This window comes from Spirosoma migulaei, from assembly GCF_054776855.1.
The window spans coordinates 139,400-158,975 of record NZ_BAAHBG010000001.1 but is presented as its reverse complement, the minus strand read 5'-3'; the positions used below and the strand labels follow the sequence as shown (position 1 = coordinate 158,975).

The window sequence follows — 19,576 nt, the reverse complement described above, 5'->3', positions numbered from 1 at the left end:
AGCATTATAATAGCTTTGAGGAACTGAAAGATCACTCAGAATCGATCAATCCGGCTTCTGCTAAATCGATGGAACGTCATGATCGATTTGAGGAATTCATAAGTCTTTTGAGGAACGCACATGTCAGTGATACCCCGTCTACAGAGAATAATAAGGCAGTAGACAAACATACTGTGTATGCAGTATAACAGTTCCATACTTGAGATATTCGCTATATTTAAAAGAAATTTTGTAGAATATATGATTGTGGGCGGCACTGCCGTAGCGTATTATGGGTATTCTAGAAAATCAACAAATACAAAGGGAGAAATTGTAGACAAACCTGACTTAGATTTTTGGTACAATCCAACCTATCCGAACTATTTCAATCTAATTAATGCCTTAGAGGAGCTAGGGAAAGATGTAACAAAATATAGAGACGATTTTTCCCCTAATCCTAAGACGTCTTTCTTCAAATTAGAATTTGAGGATTATACGCTTGATCTTCTTCCAACTATAAAAGCCCCCTTAAAATTCAGTGTATCTTTTGCAAAGAAGAAAGTGGCTCAATATGATGGCGTTGACATTCCATTTATAAGCTTAGACGATTTAATCCAAGATAAACTGACTACACCAAGGCAAAAGGATATAGATGACATTGAGCAGTTGAGAAGGCTTAAATAGCTTCAGTGATAAAACCTGCAAAATCGTAATCATCATAACAATCTGCTGGAGCCACCCATGTGGTTCTACTTTACGCCCATACTCTCCGCAAAAACCGCAACCAGTTACCGTGCATAACATTGGCAATATCTTCCTCAGTGTAACCCCGCTGGCGTAGTAAATCGGGCACTTTCTGTAAGTCGGCAATAGTTTCCAGATCATAAGGCGATTGCTCCTTGCCGAAGGCACCGTCTAAATCCGAGCCGATGCCGATGTGGCGGGCGTTACCGGCAATCTGACAGATATGATCCAGGTGATCGATCATTTTGGCCAGATTACAGTTCATGCTTTCGGGGGTCGATTGACCGCGCACCCAGCCAGGCACCATCATCCAGGCATCCAACGCCCCGCCAATAACGGCATCACGAGCAATGAGTTCCCGAAGTTGTTCGTCGCTAAACTGGCGGTTATGGTCGACCAGTGCACGGCAATTATTGTGGCTCGCCCAAACTGGCCCCGTGAAGAAATCGAGCGCTTCCCAGAAACTATCGTCGCAGAGGTGAGTTGCATCCAGGATCATATTGAACCGTTGCATTTCCAGCAACAGATCCCGTCCGGCCATCCCTATGAAACCTATGGCATCGGTGCCCTGTGCGTAACGTCCCGGCCCATAGTGAGCGGGTCCAATAGCCCGCAAGCCATAGTTATAGGCCGTTTCAACATAAGCGGGTGTCACCATTGAATCGGCACCTTCCAGGCTTAGTATATAACCCACCGGTTTTGACTCATTCGGCGTTCCATCGTTCCAGAGCGCAATGTGTTTCTCCAGACCTGCCAGATCCCGGATTTGAATCATCTCACCGGCGGCTTCCATTTGTTCATACCAGATTCGCTGCGCCTGTGTTTGTGCCCAGGCCTGCTCTGGCGAATGCCAGCCGGGAAGTGGGTTATCAGGGGCAACATAACGACCAATCTGCGTAGCCACAACTAACCCAATGGTACCCTGGCGTAAGTCAGGCAACGATACAGTACCCTTGGCCCGGTCTGGCTTATCGGTCATACCGTGTTCGCGTTCGCGCAAGCGCGCAACCGGCTGTCGCAGGTCGCGATTCCACTCCATCGCGTTCATACTCAGGTCGAGGTGGGCATCTATTGTAAACATGAAAGAAAATTAAATGGTAATGACCCGATCCCGGGAAACAGCCAGCCATTCACCCGTAGTAAGGCCGTTTTCGATGGTATAGCCCCGTTCGTACAGGGCAACGGTTGGGCAAACGTGGTTGGGTATCCCGTAAAATACATCACCTACTTTGTAGGAATGCCCCTCCCCTGTTTCCAGAACCAGATGCTCTTCACTCTGACCAACGGCTTTCAACTCCGGCGCATTCAAAAACGTAACCCGACTGAGTAAATCGCCTTCGGGAGCGATGGATTTATGCCCCAGATCAACGCAGATTTTCGAGGATTCCGGGAGTGAGATAACCCGCGACACAACCAACGCGGCTGGCAGAAACCCCTGCTCAGGCAAAATGGTCTGGTAGCCTTTATCCCAATAGATAAACGTACCGGGACTACACTCAACATCCGGCCGTTTGGCATGAATCGGGAACGTGGGGCTACCCCCAATTACAATGACCGGTTTTGCAAATCCGCGTGCAGTCAGGGTTTCGCTGAGCAGTTGCACGGGCCAGAAAGCCGCATCACATTCAGACGTACGAATGGCCAGGTCGGAATTCCGAAGGTGACCGTCGTAAGCATGTAAGCCTACTGGCCGAACGCCCGGCAGTTGATCAAGTTCGGAATAGAGCGTTAGTACAGCCCCGCCCGGCGCAATGCCTGTGCGGTTCATACCTACATTCAGGTCGATGTACACGGGTACAACCAGGCCAGCCGCCACCGCTAGTTCTGATAGCGTGGTGGCGGTAGTAATAGTATCGACCAGACACGAAAAATGCGTATCTGGGTAGGCTTTAATCAACGCCAGCAGGCGATGCATTTTGGCTTCGTTTGGCTGATAGGCCAGCAACACATCGGGGGCACCAATCATGGCCAGCATTTCGGCTTCGGCAATGGTGGCACATTTGAACTTCCGGATACCCGCTTCCAGCAGCAGTCGGGAGGCTTCCCGCGATTTATTGGTTTTTACATGCGGTCGCAACCGACTCACATCACCGATCGTGCTTTTCAGCAGGGCGATATTATGCTTCACCCGGTCGGGATACAGCACCAGTGCAGGCGTATCGAGTTGGGCAACATCATCAATCAGGTACCAGGATGCTTGTTCCATCGATCAGACCAGTTCAAATAAGGCTTCTACTTCAACCGGAATATTGTCGGGTAAAGAACCCATCCCTACTGCCGACCGTACACCAATCCCGTTATCGGGTCCCCAAACGGCAGAAAACAGTTCGCTACATCCGTTGATGACGTAAGGATGACGGCCAAAATCAGCCGTACAGTTCACCATACCCAGCACTTTAATCACGCGTTTCACCCGGTCGAGGCTACCCAGGTGAGTTTTGATGGTCGATAAAATGGTCAGGCCCACCTGACGGGCGGCCAGTTTCCCCTGCTCAATATCCATATCGGCCCCAATGCGACCAATAATCAGGCTTTTGTCATCCTGAACAGGGCCGTGGCCTGATACATACAGGTATTTGCCATCGATCAGATACGGTTTATACACTCCTAATGGCTGGGGAGCGGGTGGCAACGAAAGGCCGGTTTGCGCAAAAGCTGCTTCGGGCGATAAAGTGGAAGTTTCCATACGAATTGGTAGTCAGTAATCCCTCTAGGCATAGGGTTTGCAAACTTAATCGAAACTCTGCGTCCGGTTGCTATCTTGCCCTGTATTTACAAAACCACAACATGAAACAACGAATTGCACACATTGCCCTCGTCGTGGATGATTATGATGATGCCATCCAGTTTTACACCCAAAAGCTCAACTTCACCCTTCTGGAAGACACGACCTTGAGCGAGACAAAACGCTGGGTGTTAGTAGCTCCCCCTGGCTCTGCCGAAACCTGTTTGTTGCTGGCCAAAGCGGATGGCGAGCAACAACGAACCCGAGTTGGGAATCAGACTGGCGGTCGTGTGTTCCTGTTTTTATTTACCGATGACTTCTGGCGGGATTATCATAACATGCGGGCAAACGACATTCATTTCGTAAGAGAGCCTATTGAAGAAGCCTATGGCACGGTAGCAGTCTTTGCCGATTTGTATGGAAATTTGTGGGATCTTCTGGAACCGAAAAGTGTAACGGTGTAAGCTGTTATATCTTTCGGTGGTGTTGGTTACTACCGTTAGTACTGTCGGTTACTCGTTAGTGCTGTCGGTTACTAATAACCGACAGCTTAGGTTTCTCAAAACCTACTAGTGGCACCGTTAGGTTTTGAGAAACCTCGTATGTCAGATGAAAGCATCTGACAGCAAGAAAACCCAATAGCCAGCTTCGCCTAAAACTGCATCTCCGGAATTGCTCCCTCCACAATCAACCTACCTTCCGTAGCCTGCCGAACCTCCTCGATGGTTACACCGGGGGCGGTTTCCAGTAGTTTAAATCCGCCTTCAGGAAGTACGTCAAGTACAGCCAGCTCTGTAATGATTTTCTTGACACAACGGAGACCCGTCAGCGGTAAGGAGCAGGCTTTCAGGAGTTTCGATTGACCCGCTTTATTGACGTGTTGCATTGCCACGATGATGTTCTTGGCCGAAGCCACCAGATCCATTGCCCCACCCATGCCTTTCACCATCTTGCCCGGAATTTTCCAGTTAGCAATATCGCCGGTTTCCGAGACTTCCATCGCCCCCAAAATCGTGAGGTCGATGTGCCCACCCCGAATCATCGCGAAGCTATCTGCCGAACTAAACAGCGATGAACCCGGTAGCATCGTAACCGTCTGTTTGCCCGCATTGATCAGGTCAGGATCAACTTCATCTTCGGTAGGAAATGGCCCGATTCCCAGCAGTCCATTTTCGGATTGCAATACCACATTCATGCCATCAGGAATGTAATTGGCCACCAGTGTGGGAATGCCAATGCCCAGATTGACGTAATAGCCATCGCGAAGTTCCTGTGCAATTCGGCGGGCAATTTGATGTTTATCTAACATTATAGTATAGAACGCAGATCGTTATGATTTTAGGATCAATAATGATTTTTTCGATTATTGCTGAATACTTTACGTTTGTGTTGGGGCTCACGACCAAAATTAAGGAGCATACCTACTTCAATATCAGTTGCTTTAAGGTAATTAATTAACTGTGCTTCGTGTTCGGGTGCTAATCCCGCAGCTGCTTTCAGTTCAATAATAACACAATCATTAACCATTAAATCAGCATAATACAGCCCTACTTTTTATCGATTATACTATACGTCGATGGGCTTTTGAGCAATGCAATTTAAGCCTAGGTCCTCCATTTCCAGGCACATTGCATTTTCATAAACTTTTTCTAGAAAGCCATAGCCTAATGTATTGTAAACTTTATAGAATGCTTTTACTATCAATTGAGTAAGATCTGAGTGCTGATAGTTAGTATACATGATTAGCAACAATTGCTTACAAAATCATAAAGTAAACATAACAATCTTAAAAATCAGCGTTCTATAAATCTGACAGTCCGTTGTTCGATACGCTTTTCGTAGTTACTACCCTGAAAAATTCGGTGGACACAAATTCCTGGTGTATGAATTTGATTGGGGTCGAGTTCACCAGCCGGTACCAGTTCCTCCACTTCGGCAATGGTGATGTGGCCCGCAGTCGCCATCATCGGGTTGAAATTCCGGGCGGTTCCTTTAAAAATCAGGTTGCCCATCGTGTCGCCTTTCCAGGCTTTCACTAGCGAGAAGTCGGCTTTAAGCCAGCTTTCGAGCAGGTACTGCTTTCCATCAAACTCACGAACTTCTTTTCCTTCAGCAACTTCGGTCCCCACACCAGCGGGGGTAAAAAACGCAGGAATGCCCGCGCCACCTGCCCGTATCCGTTCAGCCAGCGTGCCCTGTGGAATTAAATCAACGAGTAACTCGCCCGACAGCAATTGGCGTTCAAATTCCTGATTTTCACCCACATAGGACGAAATCATTTTTCGCACCTGCCTCGTTTTCAAGAGCATACCAATACCAAAATCGTCGACCCCCGCATTGTTTGAAATGCAGGTCAGATTTTTTACGCCCGTTCGGAGCAGAGCTGCAATACAGTTTTCGGGAATGCCACACAGGCCAAAACCGCCCAGCATCAATATGGCTCCATCGGGAATATCGGCAACAGCCGCATCGGCCCCGGCTACTACTTTGTTTATCATTAGCTTACACGAATACCTGAGATTGAATTGGGGTAATTAATGCCACAATATAGCAAGACCACCAGCAAACAAACCTAAGGTTTCTGTGGATTTTATAACCGCCCCTGGCAGTCAGTTGAAATTGTCTGTTTTAAGCCAAGTAGAAATTCATTTGGCCTGTTTTTTTAGATTAGAGCACAAATTCTCCCTGCAAACACTGTTTTCTGCGCCCTCTATACTATCTTTTGCATCTGAATTGGCAACTTGAATGTTGCGTTTACGCTAACCAGGCTCTATGCGGTATACGATATTGACCCTTTGTTTTCTCTCACTAGCTACCCGAGCCGCCGGGCAGACTACCGCTCCAGACAGTTCATTTGTGCTGCTTGCCAAAGAACAAGCTGTCCGTTCATACGAGCAGGCTATGTATAAGCAGGAACATGTTTACGAGGGCAATGGGTACATTAACCATGATCACCGGATAAAAATCCATCCGTATTACCTTGTTGATAGTTTACAGGCCGGAACAATCACCTATAATGACGTACACTATCATGATGTGCGTATGCTCTACGATATTGTTCGCGACGAACTCGCCATTCAACCACCCGAAGGAGGCTATCGGCTTCAGTTGAATAGCAACAAAATCAGTACGTTCACGATTGGGCAACACCAGTTTACCCGACTCATTGGGGATAGCGCCCTGGGCGTCCGTACGGGCTTTTACGAGATCCTGTATAACGGAAAAGCAAAGGTGCTGGCTCACCGCGTAAAAACGGTTCATGAGGATATTTCCAGTGGGACATATAAAGCGGACTACTTGTTCAAAGACCGATTTTATATCCAGAAAGAGGGCAATTACCATGAAGTGAAAACCAAAGGCTCTTTTCTGGCTTTGTTTCCCGACCAGGCAAAAGCATTACGAAAATACCTTCGCGCCAATCGACTTAAATTTAACGACGAACAACGCGAATCGGCTATTACCCAAGCGACTAAACGTTATGAGGAATTAACCCACTAACCATGGTTTCATTTTACCGCACCATTTTCCTGGCCCTCCTATTCATTGGGTTTAGAGCAACCATTTATGCACAAAAACCCGTTGAAAAGCCTCTTCGGGGTACCTTTCAGAACCAGCGTTTTGAGCAGTTTGTGCAGGCGATTGAAACGCAAACACCATACCGTTTTTTCTACAACGCAGCTGATGTAGATAGCCTGATCGTTGACATGCAGGTCGATAATCAGCCCCTGCGAACGGTACTCCAACAGCTTTTCAATGGAACCAAATACAGCTATGCAATTGATAATCAGCAGCGGGTGTATATTACCGCTAACCGACTGATTCGTACCGAACTGCCCATTGGCTTCTTTCAGCGAGGAGGTACAAACGCTGGAGTTGACTCAACGTCAAGCGCCTATCTGACCGAAAGTCAGAAAAAATATATTGAACCTGAAACAAAGGTGTATGATATAGGGAAACGTACAAACCCCATCCGGCCGGGCCGTTCAACCATTGCGGGATTCGTACGGAACGTAGCCTCGGGCGAGCCAATTGTAGGGGCCGCTATTTATATTGAAAACCCACGAATCGGCACCGTCTCCGACCAGTTTGGGTATTATTCAATCACACTGCCCCGTGGGCGACACGAGCTAAAAATACGCAGCATTGGCCTTAAGGACACCCGGCGCCGGATTATCCTCTATTCCGACGATAAGTTCAACATCGAGATGGAAGACGATGTGATTGCCCTGAAAGAAGTGGTCATCGAGGCCGAAAAGGATAAAAACATCTCGGGCCTTCAGATGGGTCAGGAACGGGTAGATATCAAAAGTATCAAACAAGTTCCTACTGCCCTGGGCGAAGCCGATCTGCTCCGGGTTATCCAGACACTGCCGGGCGTAAAAACCGTAGGTGAAAGTTCAACAGGTCTTAACGTGCGAGGGGGCGCTACCGACCAGAATCTGATTCTGTACAACGACGCTCCAATTTATAACTCATCACACCTGTTCGGGTTTTTCTCCGCCTTCAATCCCGATATGATCAAGAGCGCCGAACTCTACAAAAGCGCCATTCCGGCGAAATTTGGCGGGCGGCTTTCGTCGGTGCTGGACGTACAAACCCGCGACGGCAACAAAAAGAAGTTTGTTGGCTCGGGCGGCATTGGCTTGCTCACCGGTCGCCTGACACTCGAAGGGCCATTGATCAAAGATAAAACCTCGTTCATTGCGGGCATTCGCACAACCTACTCCGACTGGTTGCTGAAACAGTTGCAAAATGCAGCCTATAAGAAAAGTGAGGCCCAATTTTACGACCTGAACCTGCACATTACGCACGAGATGAACGAACGAAATACGTTCTATCTGACGGGCTATTTGAGTAGGGACAAATTCAAACTAAACAGCGACACCGCCTACAGCTATCAGAATCAGACCGCTACCCTGAAGTGGAAACACATCATTAATAATAAGCTCTACAGCGTTTTTACGGGAAATTACAGCGGCTACAAATACAACGTATCGAGCGATAAAAATCCGGTCAATGCCTATGATCTGGGCTTTTCCATTAATCAGTCGCAGTTGAAAGCCGATTTTAACTATTTCCCAACCAATCAGCACACCGTTGATTTTGGGATTAGTTCAACCTACTATAAACTTTCTCCCGGCAATTTTCAACCCAGGGGCAGTGAATCGCTCATTCTGCCCGACGTAGTGCCTACGGAGCAGGGGCTGGAGAGCGCTGTTTACATCGGCGACCGGTTCGATATCAGCCCTCGCCTGTCCATTAGCGCAGGGATTCGGTATTCGTTCTATACCTATTTAGGGCCAGGGTCGGTGTATCAGTACGTTCCGGGCCAGCCTAAAACGATTGATACCATTACCGATACGCTCAGCTACGAAAAGAACAAGGCAATTAGCAATTATAGTGGACCCGAGTACCGGTTTGCCATACGCTATGGGCTGTCGAACACGGCGTCGATAAAAGCCAGTTTCAACCGGACACGGCAGTACATCCAGATGCTCTCGAATACAACGGTCATCTCGCCCACCGATATCTGGAAACTGAGCGACCCAAATGTTAAACCGCAGATTGGCGACCAGTATGCCATCGGGTTTTACAAGAACAACCAGTCCAATACCATTGAAACATCGGTAGAAGCCTATTACAAAACCATGCAAAATCGGCTGGACTACCGAAGCGGGGCTTCACTGATCCTGAATCATCACATCGAAACCGACGTGGTCAATGCCGAAGGAAAGGCCTATGGCGTTGAGTTCCTGATCAAAAAAATGACGGGAAAACTCAATGGCTGGCTAAGCTACACCTACTCACGAACCTTGCTGCGCACCAATGATCAGCTTGGCAATGAGATCATTAACAAGGGAAGTTATTACCCCAGCAACTACGACAAACCGCACGATGTTACGATGATTGGGAATTACAAGATCAATCGTCGATTTAGCATATCCCTTAATTTCACCTATAGCACCGGGCGGCCAATTACCTTACCGGTATCGAAATACGTATTGGATGGCTCACTCAGACTACTGTATTCGGAGCGCAATCAGTACCGGATTCCCGACTATTACCGCGCCGATCTGGCTATGAATATTGAAGGCAATCATAAAGTTAAAAAACTGGCGCACAGTTCGTGGACCGTTGCCATCTATAACCTAACCGGACGACATAATGCCTATTCGGTGTATTTCAAGTCGGAGAATGGCCGGATCAACAGCTACCAGCTGTCTATTTTTGGCAATCCAATTCCGTCAGTTACGTATAATTTTAGGTTTTAAGTTATGGGATTTAAACACACGTCTATAAAATTCCTGGCCTGGCTTCTGGTTCTGCTGGTAGGTGGGTGCGTTGACCCCTATCGGCCACCCGAAATTACGTCGCCCGCCAGCTATTTAGTGGTGAATGGCTTCTTCAATAGTGCAGCCGGAACCACCACAACGATCCAGTTATCGCGTACCCAAAACCTGGCCGACCCTAAAGCCCCGTCGGCCGAAACCAAGGCGATAGTCACCATTGAGAGCGCCCATAAAGACATTTATACCCTGAAAGAAGGTACGGTTGGATCCTATACACTTACCGGCGTAATACCCGTAGCCAATGAAACGTATCGACTGCATGTTAAGACGACGAAAGGGACGGAGTATTATTCCGATTACGTGCCCGTATTAACAACCCCGCCTATCGACAGTATTACCTGGCATCCGGACAACGAAGGGTTGCAAATCAATGTGAACACCCACGATCCGAAAAATAATACGCGCTATTACCGGTATGAGTATGAGAGTACCTGGGAGTATTATTCTGAATACACATCATCGTTTGAGATCAAGAACAATAAGATTGTTGATCGTACAGAGAGCGTCTTTCAATGCTGGGGAAGTGAGAACTCGTCTACGATCATTACAACAACAACCAATCGACTGAGTCAGGATGTTGTCAGCCAGTTCCCGATCACGCACATACCCAGCACTTCACTTAAACTACAAAGCAAATACAGCATTCTGATTCGTCAGTTTGGGCTAAGTCAGGAGGGATTCAATTATTATGACCAGCTAGCCAAAATAACGCAAAGCATCGGTTCCATTTTTGACCCACAACCCTCACAAATTACTGGCAACATTCACTCATCGGTAAACGATGGTGACCTTGTGCTGGGCTTTTTTCGGGTCGGAACCATCGAAAGTAAACGCATATTCATTCGTAAAGCGCAGTTACCGCCCTGGTATACCAACAACGGTCTGGGTAGTTGTGTAGTCGATACAATGAGCACCGGCGACGTCCTCAAAGAGCAACCCGGTATTATTAGTCTTTTAGTACCAGGCCAATACCTGACAACCAGTGAGCCTTGTCTTGATTGCCGCCTACGGGGAGGAGTCATCAAAAAACCTGATTTCTGGGAGTAGATAACTGAGCTTTTTTAAACACAGAGACACAGAGAATTAAATTACTGATTTTTAACTCCTTAATTCTCTGTGTCTCTGTGTTTAAAATCAACTTTAAAAAATGACAAAAAACAGGTACATAAACGGGATTTCATGGGCAATGCTCCTGCTGGTTGGCGGGTGCGTTGATCCATATCGCCCACCTGAAATCACTTCCCCTGCCAGCTATTTAGTGGTGAATGGGTTCTTTAATAGTGCAGCCGGAACCACCACAACGATTCAGTTAACACGCACCCAGAATCTAACCGATACGAAAGTACCTACCGCCGAAACCAAGGCAGTGGTCACCATCGAGAGTCAGAACAAGAGCACCTATACACTCAAAGAAGGTACCGTTGGCTCGTATACACTAACTGGCGTAACGCCTGCTGTAGGCGAAAGCTATAGGCTTCATATCAAGACCACGTTGGGAGGTGATTACTATTCCGACTACGTGCCGGTTATACCAACGCCACCCATCGATAGCATTAGCTGGTATCCCGACAACGAGGGATTACAGATCAATGTAAATACCCACGACCCCAAAAACAACACCCGCTATTACCGCTGGGAATATGACCAGACCTGGGAATACAATTCGGTTTATACCTCGGCATTTGAGATACTGAATAACAAGATTGTTGATCGTACCGCGAGTGTATTTCGCTGCTGGGGCAGCGAAAATTCGTCCAACATCGTATTGGCAACAACATCGCGGCTCAGTCAGGACATTGTCAGCCAGTTTCCCCTAATTCACCTTCCGAGTACGTCTGATCGACTGAGTGTCAGATACAGTATTCTGGTTAGGCAGTTTGCGCTGAGTCAGGAAGGGTACAACTATTATGATCAGTTGGCCAAAATAACCCAGAGTATCGGCTCTATTTTCGATCCGCAACCTTCTCAGATTACGGGTAACATTCATTCGCAGTCCGACGGAACTAATCTGGTGCTGGGCTTTTTCCGGGTCGGAACCGTCGAAAGCAAGCGCATTTTCATTAACAAATCGCAATTGCCACCCTGGTATCCCAATTCAGGGGTGGGAAGTTGTGATATCGATACCCTGAGTGGTGGCGATATACTACGAGACCGGCCCGGTATTATTGATCGGTATTCGCCTGGTTTATACCTCACTACCAATGAAGCCTGCCTCGATTGTCGTTTACGGGGCGGGGTGATCAAAAAACCTGATTTCTGGGAATGATACGATTTAGAACTAGCCATGCCATGCACATCATCCACCAGCCCAGTATGACAACAAAGATACTTCTGCATAGTACCAGAGACCTACTGGCTGGCCTGTTGCTATTGACCAGCCTGGGCAGTTTCGGCCAGTCGGCGGAATCTGCGAATGCTCTGGTACAATCCTTTGATACCTACCGCAGGCAGGCACTACAGGAGAAATTGTTTGTCCACACGGATCAGGGCTTTTATCTGGTCGGTGAGACACTCTGGTTTAAGGCCTATTATGTAGATGGCTCACTCCATCAGCCGCTCGACCTGAGTAAAGTTGCTTACGTTGACTTGCTGGATACGGAGCAAAAGTCCGTTCTGCAAACCAAAGTTGCGCTGGCCGCTGGCGGTGGCAATGGGAGCATTTTCCTGCCGGCATCTCTTAATTCCGGCACGTACCGGTTGCGGGCTTACACCAACTGGATGAAGAATTTTAGTGCCGATTTCTTCTTCGAAAAAAAACTAACGATCGTTAATCCATTTAAGCCGTTAGGTCTACCCCTGTCACCCCAGGTACCGGACTACGACATCCAGTTTTTCCCGGAAGGTGGCAATCTTGTGCAGGGCCTGACGAGCAATGTAGCCTTTAAGGTAGCCGATGCCGCCGGCCGGGGAGCCAATATGCGGGGCTGGGTCCTGAACGGGCAGAACGATACCCTTTCCCGCTTTACCACGCATCAATTTGGCATTGGCATGTTCGCGATAAAACCATCAGAGAATACAACGTATAAAGTCCTCTTCCGCGACGATAAAGGCCGGACTGTTACCCGTTCGTTACCTGCCATACAACCGCAGGGCTACACGATGAGACTAGAAGACAGCGGTGCCGATCAGTTAAAAGTCACCGTGGCAACTACCCTTGACGCGCCCTCTTCGGTTTATCTGTTTGCCCACACCCGCCAGGTCATTAAAGCGGCAGAAATGCGGTCTATTCAACGCGAGACCACGTTTTTACTCGACAAAAAAGCCCTTGGTGAAGGTGTTTCGCACCTGACAATTTTCAATGCCGACCGAAAGCCGGTTTGTGAGCGGTTGTACTTCAAACGACCCGCCCAACAATTTACCCTCGCGCTGAAACCCGATCAGAACCAGTATGCCACCCGAGCCAAAGTAAGCATCGACGCTTCTGTGCTGGCTCCAGCCACAAAAACCAGTCAGGCAGCCCTCTCCATGGCCGTTTATCGGGTCGATTCGCTGGCCCCGGTCGGTTCAGGAACCATCCTGAGTTACTTATGGATGACCTCCGATTTGCAGGGCACTATCGAATCGCCGGAATACTACCTCCAGCCCGAAACAGCCGAAATTGCTCAGGCAACTGATAATTTGATGCTGACGCACGGCTGGCGCCGGTTTCGCTGGAACGATGTATTGTCAACCCAGCCGAAGCCAGTGGTCCGCTTTATTCCCGAACACAATGGCGCGCTCGTTCAGGGGACCGTAACCGATCCGGGTACAGGGAAACCCATGCCCAATATACAGACCTATTTATCGACACCTGGCAAACCCGTTCGACTCTATGTGTCCCGCTCCGATACGGCGGGACGTATCAAGTTTGAAATGCAGGATTTCTACGGACCCAAAACGCTCATTGTTCAAACGAACCCAGTGGATAGCCTTACTAAGCTAACGATAAACAGTCCGTTTGCCGATGCCCCTCCGGCCAAACCACTCCCTGAACCTGCGATTACAGAAGCACAGGCCGACCAATTGCTGAACCGTAGTGTGGCCATGCAGGTGCAGTCAACCTATTGGGGTGATCGTGCCATTCAATATAGCTATCCGGCGGTTGACAGTGCGGCATTTTACGGTCCTCCCAGCGAATCGTACCTTCTCGATGTCTATACGCGATTTCCCCGTATGGAAGAGGTTCTTCGGGAGTATGTGCTGGGGGTAATGCCTCGAAAACGACAGGGGCATTTCCGCCTGAATGTATTGAATGGGCCTTACCGAGCCATTTTTGAAAACGAGCCGCTGGTACTGATGGATGGCGTACCCGTGTTTGACATGGATAAGGTTATTGAATTCAGTCCTTTGAAAATAAAGCAGTTGGATGTAGTCACCAACTACTATTACCTGAGTCCATTCCTGTTTCATGGCATCATCAGCTTTATGACCTACAAAGGCGATTTAGCGGGCTTTCCGCTAGATACTCGTCTGGTAAAGGTAGACTATGATGGCCTGCAACTTCAGCGTGAATTTTACGCACCCCGCTACGACCGAACCCCAACCAAACAGACCAGCCGCCTGCCCGATGCCCGAACGCTTCTGTATTGGAATCCAAGCCTGCAAACCAACACACAGGGAAAAGGTCGGGTTGAATTTTACACCTCCGACCAGACCGGCACCTATCTCGTAGAGGTCAATGGATTAACAAAAGACGGGATTGCCGGGAGCCAGCGGGTTATGTTTACCGTACTAAACACGCCGAAGTAGGTGGGTACAGTAAGAATTATGAAATACTCGTTTATCACTAGTTTATTGCTTGTTAGTTTGGCGAATAGCCCCGTCGACGTACAGGCCCAATCCAACCCTAACCCAACTTCCCAAATTGCCAGGGGCACTTCAGCCCGAGGCAACACCACGCGCCCCTGGACGTACTGGTGGTGGATGGGGAGTGCAGTCAATGAAGTCGATATTACTCATCAACTCGAACAGTTTGCCAAAGCAGGTCTTGGCGGTGTTCATATTATCCCTATTTACGGTGTAAAAGGCTACGAAAATCAATTTATTCCATTTCTAAGTGATCGTTGGCTGGCCGTTTTTGCGCACACCGTTCGCGAGGGCAAACGGCTGGGTGTGGGTGTTGATCTGACCACCGGCACTGGCTGGCCATTTGGCGGGCCGGGCGTATCTACCCCAACCGCGGCTAAAGCCTGGAAAGTGGTGGATGGTAAACTCACGACCGTTCTGACAAAGCAACAGGTGAAACGTCCCGCGCCCGGTGGCCAGGGTCTGGTAATTGACTACTTCAACAAAGAGGCCGTTCAGCAGTATCTACAGCGTTTCGACTCAACGCTGGCCCACTTACCTGAACAACCGCGTGCCGTTTACAACGACTCGTACGAGGTATACGGTGCCAACTGGTCAGCTAATTTTCTGGATGAATTTAAGGCCCGGCGAGGGTACGACCTCACTAGTCAGTTAGCCGCTTTTTTAGATACAACCCGAACTCCCGAAAGTATCCTCGTTCATCAGGATTATCACCAAACGCTTGCTGAACTTCTCCACAACGGGTTTGCGTCAACCTGGGGCAGCTGGGCCAGTAAAGCGGGCTATTTATCCAGAAACCAGGCGCATGGTTCGCCGGGGAACCTCATTGATTTATACGCACAGGCCGCTATTCCCGAAACCGAATCATTTGGGTCCAGTCGCTTTCCGATTCCAGGGTTACGGGTCGATGCCAACTATGAGGTCGACCGATTTGGTACGCCGAATCCAATGGCCATGAAATTTGCATCGTCGGCCGCCAATCTGTTAGGAAAACCGCTGGTCAGTTCAGAAACGGGCACCTGGCTGGCCAACCATTTTCAGGTATCACTCTCGCAATTAAAACCGCAGATAGATGAGTTGTTTGCGGCTGGAATCAACCATATTTTCTACCACGGTATCCCCTACTCACCCAGGGCTGAAGCCTGGCCGGGCTGGTTATTTTATGCCTCAACCAACTATGGCCCATCGTCTCATTTCTGGCCACACCTACCTAAGCTGAATCAGTATATTGAACGTTGCCAGACGCGTTTACAAACCAGTAAACCCGACAACGATGTGTTGGTTTACTTCCCGATTCATGATCTATGGGCCACAAAGGCAAAGTCAGCGGGGGGCATTCATCAGTTGGAAGTCCACCATGTGGAGCAGTGGCTCCTTCCCCAGCCATTCGGCAAATTGTGTGAGCAACTCACACAACGAGGCTACTCGTTCGACTATGTTTCTGATGAGCTACTCAAGGGGTTAACCGGGAGCAAACAGGGCATTCGAAGTCCGGGGGGAGCCAGGTATCAGGTCGTACTGGTTCCACACAGCACGTATTTACCCGAAACTTCCCTCCGGCAGTTGGAGCGGTTAGCCCGGCAAGGTGCCCGCATTGTCTTCGACGGATTACCGGAGCAGGCACCGGGTTTTCATAATCACCAAGCGCGTTCGACTACAGTTCAGCAACTCGGACAAACGCTCCGGCAACTAAAAACCGTAACTGTCAGTACCGATGTATTCAAATCCTTACCACAGCTGGGCGTCCGGGCAGAACCGTGGGCAGGTGAAGGCCTTTTGTTCATTCGAAAAAAATCTGGCTCTCAGCAGGATACAACGCAATATTTTATCACAAACCTGGACAACCAATTCCACCAGAACTGGATTACGCTTGCTGCAACGGGTCTCGTAAGTCGGTATAATCCCCTCACAGATCAGACGGAGGTAATACCCGTCCGAAAAAGGCAAGGTGGAAAGAACGAAATCTTTTTACAGCTTGAACCGGGTCAATCCTGTTTTATACATGTTTATTCAGGAACGCCAACAGTCCTAAACGAAGCAGCGCAAAAGCGGCTAACGTCAACCTCGAATGGCCAGTCCATCCGCTTAAAAAATCCCTGGCAGGTACAGTTTCTAAAGGGCCGTCCGGCGTTGACAACCACAGCCACAATGCCAAGCCTAACATCCTGGACAAGTTTATCAGATTCAGCTGGTTACTTTTCTGGCACCGCCCGCTACACCACAACTTTCGACTTACCCGCCGGAGTCAACGTATCATCCTACCAACTCGATCTTGGCGACGTACGGGAAGTCGCCGATGTAAAATTGAATGGTCAGCCTCTGGGAACCGCCTGGTGCATCCCCTTCCGATTAACCATTCCGGCAGACCTATTAAAGCCCGCCGGAAATAAACTGGAAATTGACGTTACGAACCTATCCGCCAATTACATGCGCTTGTACGATAAGCTGAATCCCGGCTGGAAGAAATTCTACGACATCAACATTGTGGACATTCGCTACCGCCCTTTCGATGCCACTCGCTGGGAAGCCTTGCCCTCCGGGCTGCTGGGGCCAATTAAGCTGACTGCTAAAAAGTAAATCCAATCAAAAAAATACCTCTTAACGTGATGTCGGTTACTTCTAACCGACATAGTTAGGTTTCTCAAAACCTAACGGTGCTACTAGTAGCAGATGTAAGCATCTGCCATCACAATAAGGGCCGATAAATCTAAAGAAAATCGGTTCACTTAATCTCCAATAGGATTACAGGCTCCTGCCAAACAGTATATTTAGGCACTGACTGTCTCCTACTCCTATGAAACGATTTTTGCTTCCCCTAATCCTTCTGTCGGCCACAGTATTTATAGCCGCTACCTTTATAAACCAACTCGGCCCACCCAGTTCCAGCAACGATTGGCCGGAATATTTAGGTGGTCCAGATCGGAATCACTATTCCACGCTTACCCAAATCGACACTGCGAATGTGAATAAGCTGAAGATGGTCTGGCAATACCATACGCTTGACTCGGGGCAGATTCAGTGTAATCCAATCATAAAAAATGGTGTTCTGTATGGCATGACGGCCACCACCCAGCCCTTTGCCGTTAATGCCGCTACGGGGAAGCAAATCTGGACACGAAAGGATACGACATCGGTACGGGCAATGGTGCGTTCGGGGAGTACCAGCCGGGGGGTTACGTACTGGGAAAGTGGAAACGACAAGCGTATTCTGTTTACCAATGGCCCCTGGCTGTATGCCATCGAAGCCGCCACCGGTAAGCCCGTCAATTCCTTTGGCGATCAGGGACGTACCAGCCTGAAGGCGGGACTGGGACCCACAGCGAAAGATAAATCAGTTATTTCGAACACGCCCGGCACCGTTTATGGCGATCTGATTATCATGCCCATGCGCCTGTCTGAGGGGGCCGATGCGGCTCTGGGCCATATTCAGGCCTTTAATATCCGGACGGGAGCACTGGCCTGGGTGTTTCATACCATTCCGCAACCGGGCGAGTTTGGTTATGAAACCTGGCCAAAGGATACCTACAAAAATACAGACGTAGGCGCAGCCAATAACTGGTCGGGCATGGCGGTTGATCGGCAGCGGGGTATCCTGTACGTACCAACCGGTTCGGCAGCGTTTGACTTTTACGGGGGCAATCGACCAGGGAAGAACCTATTTGCGAACTGCCTGCTGGCCCTCGACGCCAAAACGGGTAAACGACTCTGGCACTTCCAACTCGTTCACCACGATATTCTCGACCGCGACGCTCCTGCGCCCCCAAATCTGCTTACAGTCACTCATAACGGTAAACGTGTGGATGCTGTAGCGCAGGTTAGCAAGCAAGGCTATGTTTTCCTGTTCGATCGTGTTACGGGCAAGCCCTTATTTCCGATCAAGGAAGTGCCCGTACCGGCTTCTGATATCGACGGCGAAAAGGCCTGGCCAACGCAACCTATTCCCACGAAACCAGCGCCCTACGCCCGGCACAGCCTAACCGAAGTTGAGATAAGCGATTTAGCTTCAAATCGGGAGGAGTTACAGGCTACACTCCGTAAAAGTCGTTATCAGGGAGCCTTTACGCCCCTGAGCAAAGAGGGAACCATTATTTACCCAGGACTCGACGGCGGTGCCGAATACGGTGGTGCGGCTGTTGATCCCGATGGTATTATGTATGTGAACAGCAATGAGATGGCCTGGCTGATTTCGCTGAACCGGAAACTGTCCAACGACCAGCTTGCCCAGCTCAGCCCCGGCCAGCGGGTGTATACCACGACCTGTGCCCAATGCCATGGTGCCGAACGAAAAGGAAATCCGGCCAGTGGTTTCCCTTCGTTAGTCGACATCAACAAACGCAGGAATAGGGCCTTTGTCAACAACATTGTCACGAACGGAAAAGGGATGATGCCTGCCTTTCCCAGCCTGTCGACCAAACAGAAGCAGTCATTGCTGGCGTTTCTTTTCGGGGATGAAAATCAGGAGCCCGGCATGAATCATGATCCCGAGCCAGGGCTCAGCAAAGCCGAGCAGGCAAAAACGAAGGTTCCGTATCAGATATCGGGCTACAGCAAATTCCTGGACAAAAACGGCTATCCGGCAGTTCCCACACCCTGGGGCACGCTCAACGCCATTAACCTCAACACCGGCGAATACGTCTGGAAAACCGTTTTGGGAAATTATCTAGAGTTAAAAACCAAAGAACCTACGGGCTCAGAAAGTTACGGCGGGCCAGTTATTACGGCAGGTGGGGTTCTGTTTATAGCAGGCACAAAAGACGGTTTATTCCGGGCCTTCTCCCGAAAAACGGGCAAGCTACTCTGGCAAACCAAACTTCCGGCCGCAGCCTTTGCCACCCCCAGCACCTATGAGGTTAACGGGAAACAATACGTCGTTCTGGCTTGTGGGGGTACGAAGTTAGGTGCCGCAAAAGGAGACAGTTACGTAGCATTCGCTTTACCCTGACAGTTTACGGTATTCAGTTTACTGTTTACTGACGCGAAAGCAACTGTGCGT

At 49.1% G+C, this 19,576-nt stretch carries 14 protein-coding genes and 1 pseudogene; 9 read left to right on the top strand and 6 right to left on the bottom strand.

From position 1 onward, the window contains the following. Positions 1 to 177 precede the first annotated feature (177 nt). Entirely contained in the window at positions 178 to 663 is a 486-nt protein-coding gene (locus ACYVGO_RS00580; protein ID WP_460966751.1) for a hypothetical protein, read from the top strand. 70 nt (positions 664 to 733) lie between these two features. Here ACYVGO_RS00580 and ACYVGO_RS00575 read toward each other — a convergent pair whose 3' ends face one another. The 3 genes from ACYVGO_RS00575 to ACYVGO_RS00565 are packed head-to-tail and all read right to left on the bottom strand — an operon-like array spanning position 734 to position 3,409. Beyond that, on the bottom strand, positions 734 to 1,804 hold the full coding sequence (locus tag ACYVGO_RS00575; RefSeq protein WP_460966749.1) for a dipeptidase: 1,071 nt from the start codon (positions 1,802 to 1,804) through the stop codon (positions 734 to 736). 9 nt (positions 1,805 to 1,813) lie between these two features. Continuing rightward, a complete protein-coding gene (locus ACYVGO_RS00570; protein WP_460966748.1) occupies positions 1,814 to 2,929 on the bottom strand; it encodes a D-TA family PLP-dependent enzyme in 1,116 nt (371 codons plus the stop codon). Positions 2,930 to 2,932: 3 nt separating this feature from the next. Next, positions 2,933 to 3,409 (bottom strand): RidA family protein, encoded by a 477-nt coding sequence (locus tag ACYVGO_RS00565; RefSeq protein ID WP_142774018.1) that lies wholly within the window; start codon positions 3,407 to 3,409, stop codon positions 2,933 to 2,935. Positions 3,410 to 3,510: 101 nt separating this feature from the next. On the opposite strand from ACYVGO_RS00565, the gene ACYVGO_RS00560 reads away from it, so the two are divergent. Next, positions 3,511 to 3,912, top strand: a complete 402-nt coding sequence (locus ACYVGO_RS00560; RefSeq protein WP_460966746.1) for a VOC family protein — start codon at positions 3,511 to 3,513, stop codon at positions 3,910 to 3,912. Between the two features lie 188 nt (positions 3,913 to 4,100). On the opposite strand, the gene ACYVGO_RS00555 is transcribed toward ACYVGO_RS00560, so the two are convergent. The 3 genes and pseudogenes from ACYVGO_RS00555 to ACYVGO_RS00545 form a co-directional block, all read right to left on the bottom strand. After that, positions 4,101 to 4,757: a CoA transferase subunit B gene (locus tag ACYVGO_RS00555; protein WP_460966744.1), complete on the bottom strand. Its 657-nt coding sequence runs from the start codon at positions 4,755 to 4,757 to the stop codon at positions 4,101 to 4,103. 35 nt (positions 4,758 to 4,792) lie between these two features. Then, positions 4,793 to 5,188, bottom strand: a pseudogene (locus tag ACYVGO_RS00550) (GxxExxY protein). 53 nt (positions 5,189 to 5,241) lie between these two features. Continuing rightward, positions 5,242 to 5,946, bottom strand: coding sequence for a CoA transferase subunit A (locus tag ACYVGO_RS00545; protein ID WP_460966743.1), 705 nt, complete (start codon positions 5,944 to 5,946; stop codon positions 5,242 to 5,244). Positions 5,947 to 6,220: 274 nt separating this feature from the next. Here ACYVGO_RS00545 and ACYVGO_RS00540 point away from each other — a divergent pair, with 274 nt between their 5' ends. The 7 genes from ACYVGO_RS00540 (at position 6,221) to ACYVGO_RS00510 (ending at position 19,525) form a co-directional block, all read left to right on the top strand. Next, positions 6,221 to 6,946 carry a hypothetical protein gene (locus tag ACYVGO_RS00540; RefSeq protein WP_460966741.1) on the top strand — a complete coding sequence of 242 codons (726 nt, stop codon included), beginning with the start codon at positions 6,221 to 6,223 and terminating at the stop codon, positions 6,944 to 6,946. 2 nt (positions 6,947 to 6,948) lie between these two features. Continuing rightward, positions 6,949 to 9,720 carry a carboxypeptidase-like regulatory domain-containing protein gene (locus tag ACYVGO_RS00535; protein ID WP_460966739.1) on the top strand — a complete coding sequence of 924 codons (2,772 nt, stop codon included), beginning with the start codon at positions 6,949 to 6,951 and terminating at the stop codon, positions 9,718 to 9,720. Between the two features lie 3 nt (positions 9,721 to 9,723). Further along, entirely contained in the window at positions 9,724 to 10,845 is a 1,122-nt protein-coding gene (locus ACYVGO_RS00530; RefSeq protein ID WP_460966737.1) for a DUF4249 domain-containing protein, read from the top strand. Positions 10,846 to 10,945: 100 nt separating this feature from the next. After that, positions 10,946 to 12,064: a DUF4249 domain-containing protein gene (locus ACYVGO_RS00525; protein ID WP_460966736.1), complete on the top strand. Its 1,119-nt coding sequence runs from the start codon at positions 10,946 to 10,948 to the stop codon at positions 12,062 to 12,064. 47 nt (positions 12,065 to 12,111) lie between these two features. Next, positions 12,112 to 14,526 carry a hypothetical protein gene (locus ACYVGO_RS00520; RefSeq protein WP_460966734.1) on the top strand — a complete coding sequence of 805 codons (2,415 nt, stop codon included), beginning with the start codon at positions 12,112 to 12,114 and terminating at the stop codon, positions 14,524 to 14,526. A gap of 18 nt (positions 14,527 to 14,544) precedes the next feature. Continuing rightward, positions 14,545 to 17,160, top strand: a complete 2,616-nt coding sequence (locus tag ACYVGO_RS00515) for a glycosyl hydrolase (RefSeq protein WP_460966732.1) — start codon at positions 14,545 to 14,547, stop codon at positions 17,158 to 17,160. A 217-nt stretch (positions 17,161 to 17,377) separates the two neighbouring features. After that, entirely contained in the window at positions 17,378 to 19,525 is a 2,148-nt protein-coding gene (locus tag ACYVGO_RS00510; protein ID WP_460966730.1) for an outer membrane protein assembly factor BamB family protein, read from the top strand. The last annotated feature ends 51 nt before the right edge of the window (positions 19,526 to 19,576 follow it).

Excerpts from the sequence above, each read along its gene's own strand:
- ACYVGO_RS00580 (WP_460966751.1), top strand. The coding sequence starts at position 178 with ATGCAGTATAACAGTTCCATACTTGAGATATTCGCTATATTTAAAAGA.
- ACYVGO_RS00575 (WP_460966749.1), bottom strand. The coding sequence starts at position 1,804 with ATGTTTACAATAGATGCCCACCTCGACCTGAGTATGAACGCGATGGAG.
- ACYVGO_RS00570 (WP_460966748.1), bottom strand. The coding sequence starts at position 2,929 with ATGGAACAAGCATCCTGGTACCTGATTGATGATGTTGCCCAACTCGAT.
- ACYVGO_RS00565 (WP_142774018.1), bottom strand. The coding sequence starts at position 3,409 with ATGGAAACTTCCACTTTATCGCCCGAAGCAGCTTTTGCGCAAACCGGC.
- ACYVGO_RS00560 (WP_460966746.1), top strand. The coding sequence starts at position 3,511 with ATGAAACAACGAATTGCACACATTGCCCTCGTCGTGGATGATTATGAT.
- ACYVGO_RS00555 (WP_460966744.1), bottom strand. The coding sequence starts at position 4,757 with ATGTTAGATAAACATCAAATTGCCCGCCGAATTGCACAGGAACTTCGC.
- ACYVGO_RS00545 (WP_460966743.1), bottom strand. The coding sequence starts at position 5,946 with ATGATAAACAAAGTAGTAGCCGGGGCCGATGCGGCTGTTGCCGATATT.
- ACYVGO_RS00540 (WP_460966741.1), top strand. The coding sequence starts at position 6,221 with ATGCGGTATACGATATTGACCCTTTGTTTTCTCTCACTAGCTACCCGA.
- ACYVGO_RS00535 (WP_460966739.1), top strand. The coding sequence starts at position 6,949 with ATGGTTTCATTTTACCGCACCATTTTCCTGGCCCTCCTATTCATTGGG.
- ACYVGO_RS00530 (WP_460966737.1), top strand. The coding sequence starts at position 9,724 with ATGGGATTTAAACACACGTCTATAAAATTCCTGGCCTGGCTTCTGGTT.
- ACYVGO_RS00525 (WP_460966736.1), top strand. The coding sequence starts at position 10,946 with ATGACAAAAAACAGGTACATAAACGGGATTTCATGGGCAATGCTCCTG.
- ACYVGO_RS00520 (WP_460966734.1), top strand. The coding sequence starts at position 12,112 with ATGACAACAAAGATACTTCTGCATAGTACCAGAGACCTACTGGCTGGC.
- ACYVGO_RS00515 (WP_460966732.1), top strand. The coding sequence starts at position 14,545 with ATGAAATACTCGTTTATCACTAGTTTATTGCTTGTTAGTTTGGCGAAT.
- ACYVGO_RS00510 (WP_460966730.1), top strand. The coding sequence starts at position 17,378 with ATGAAACGATTTTTGCTTCCCCTAATCCTTCTGTCGGCCACAGTATTT.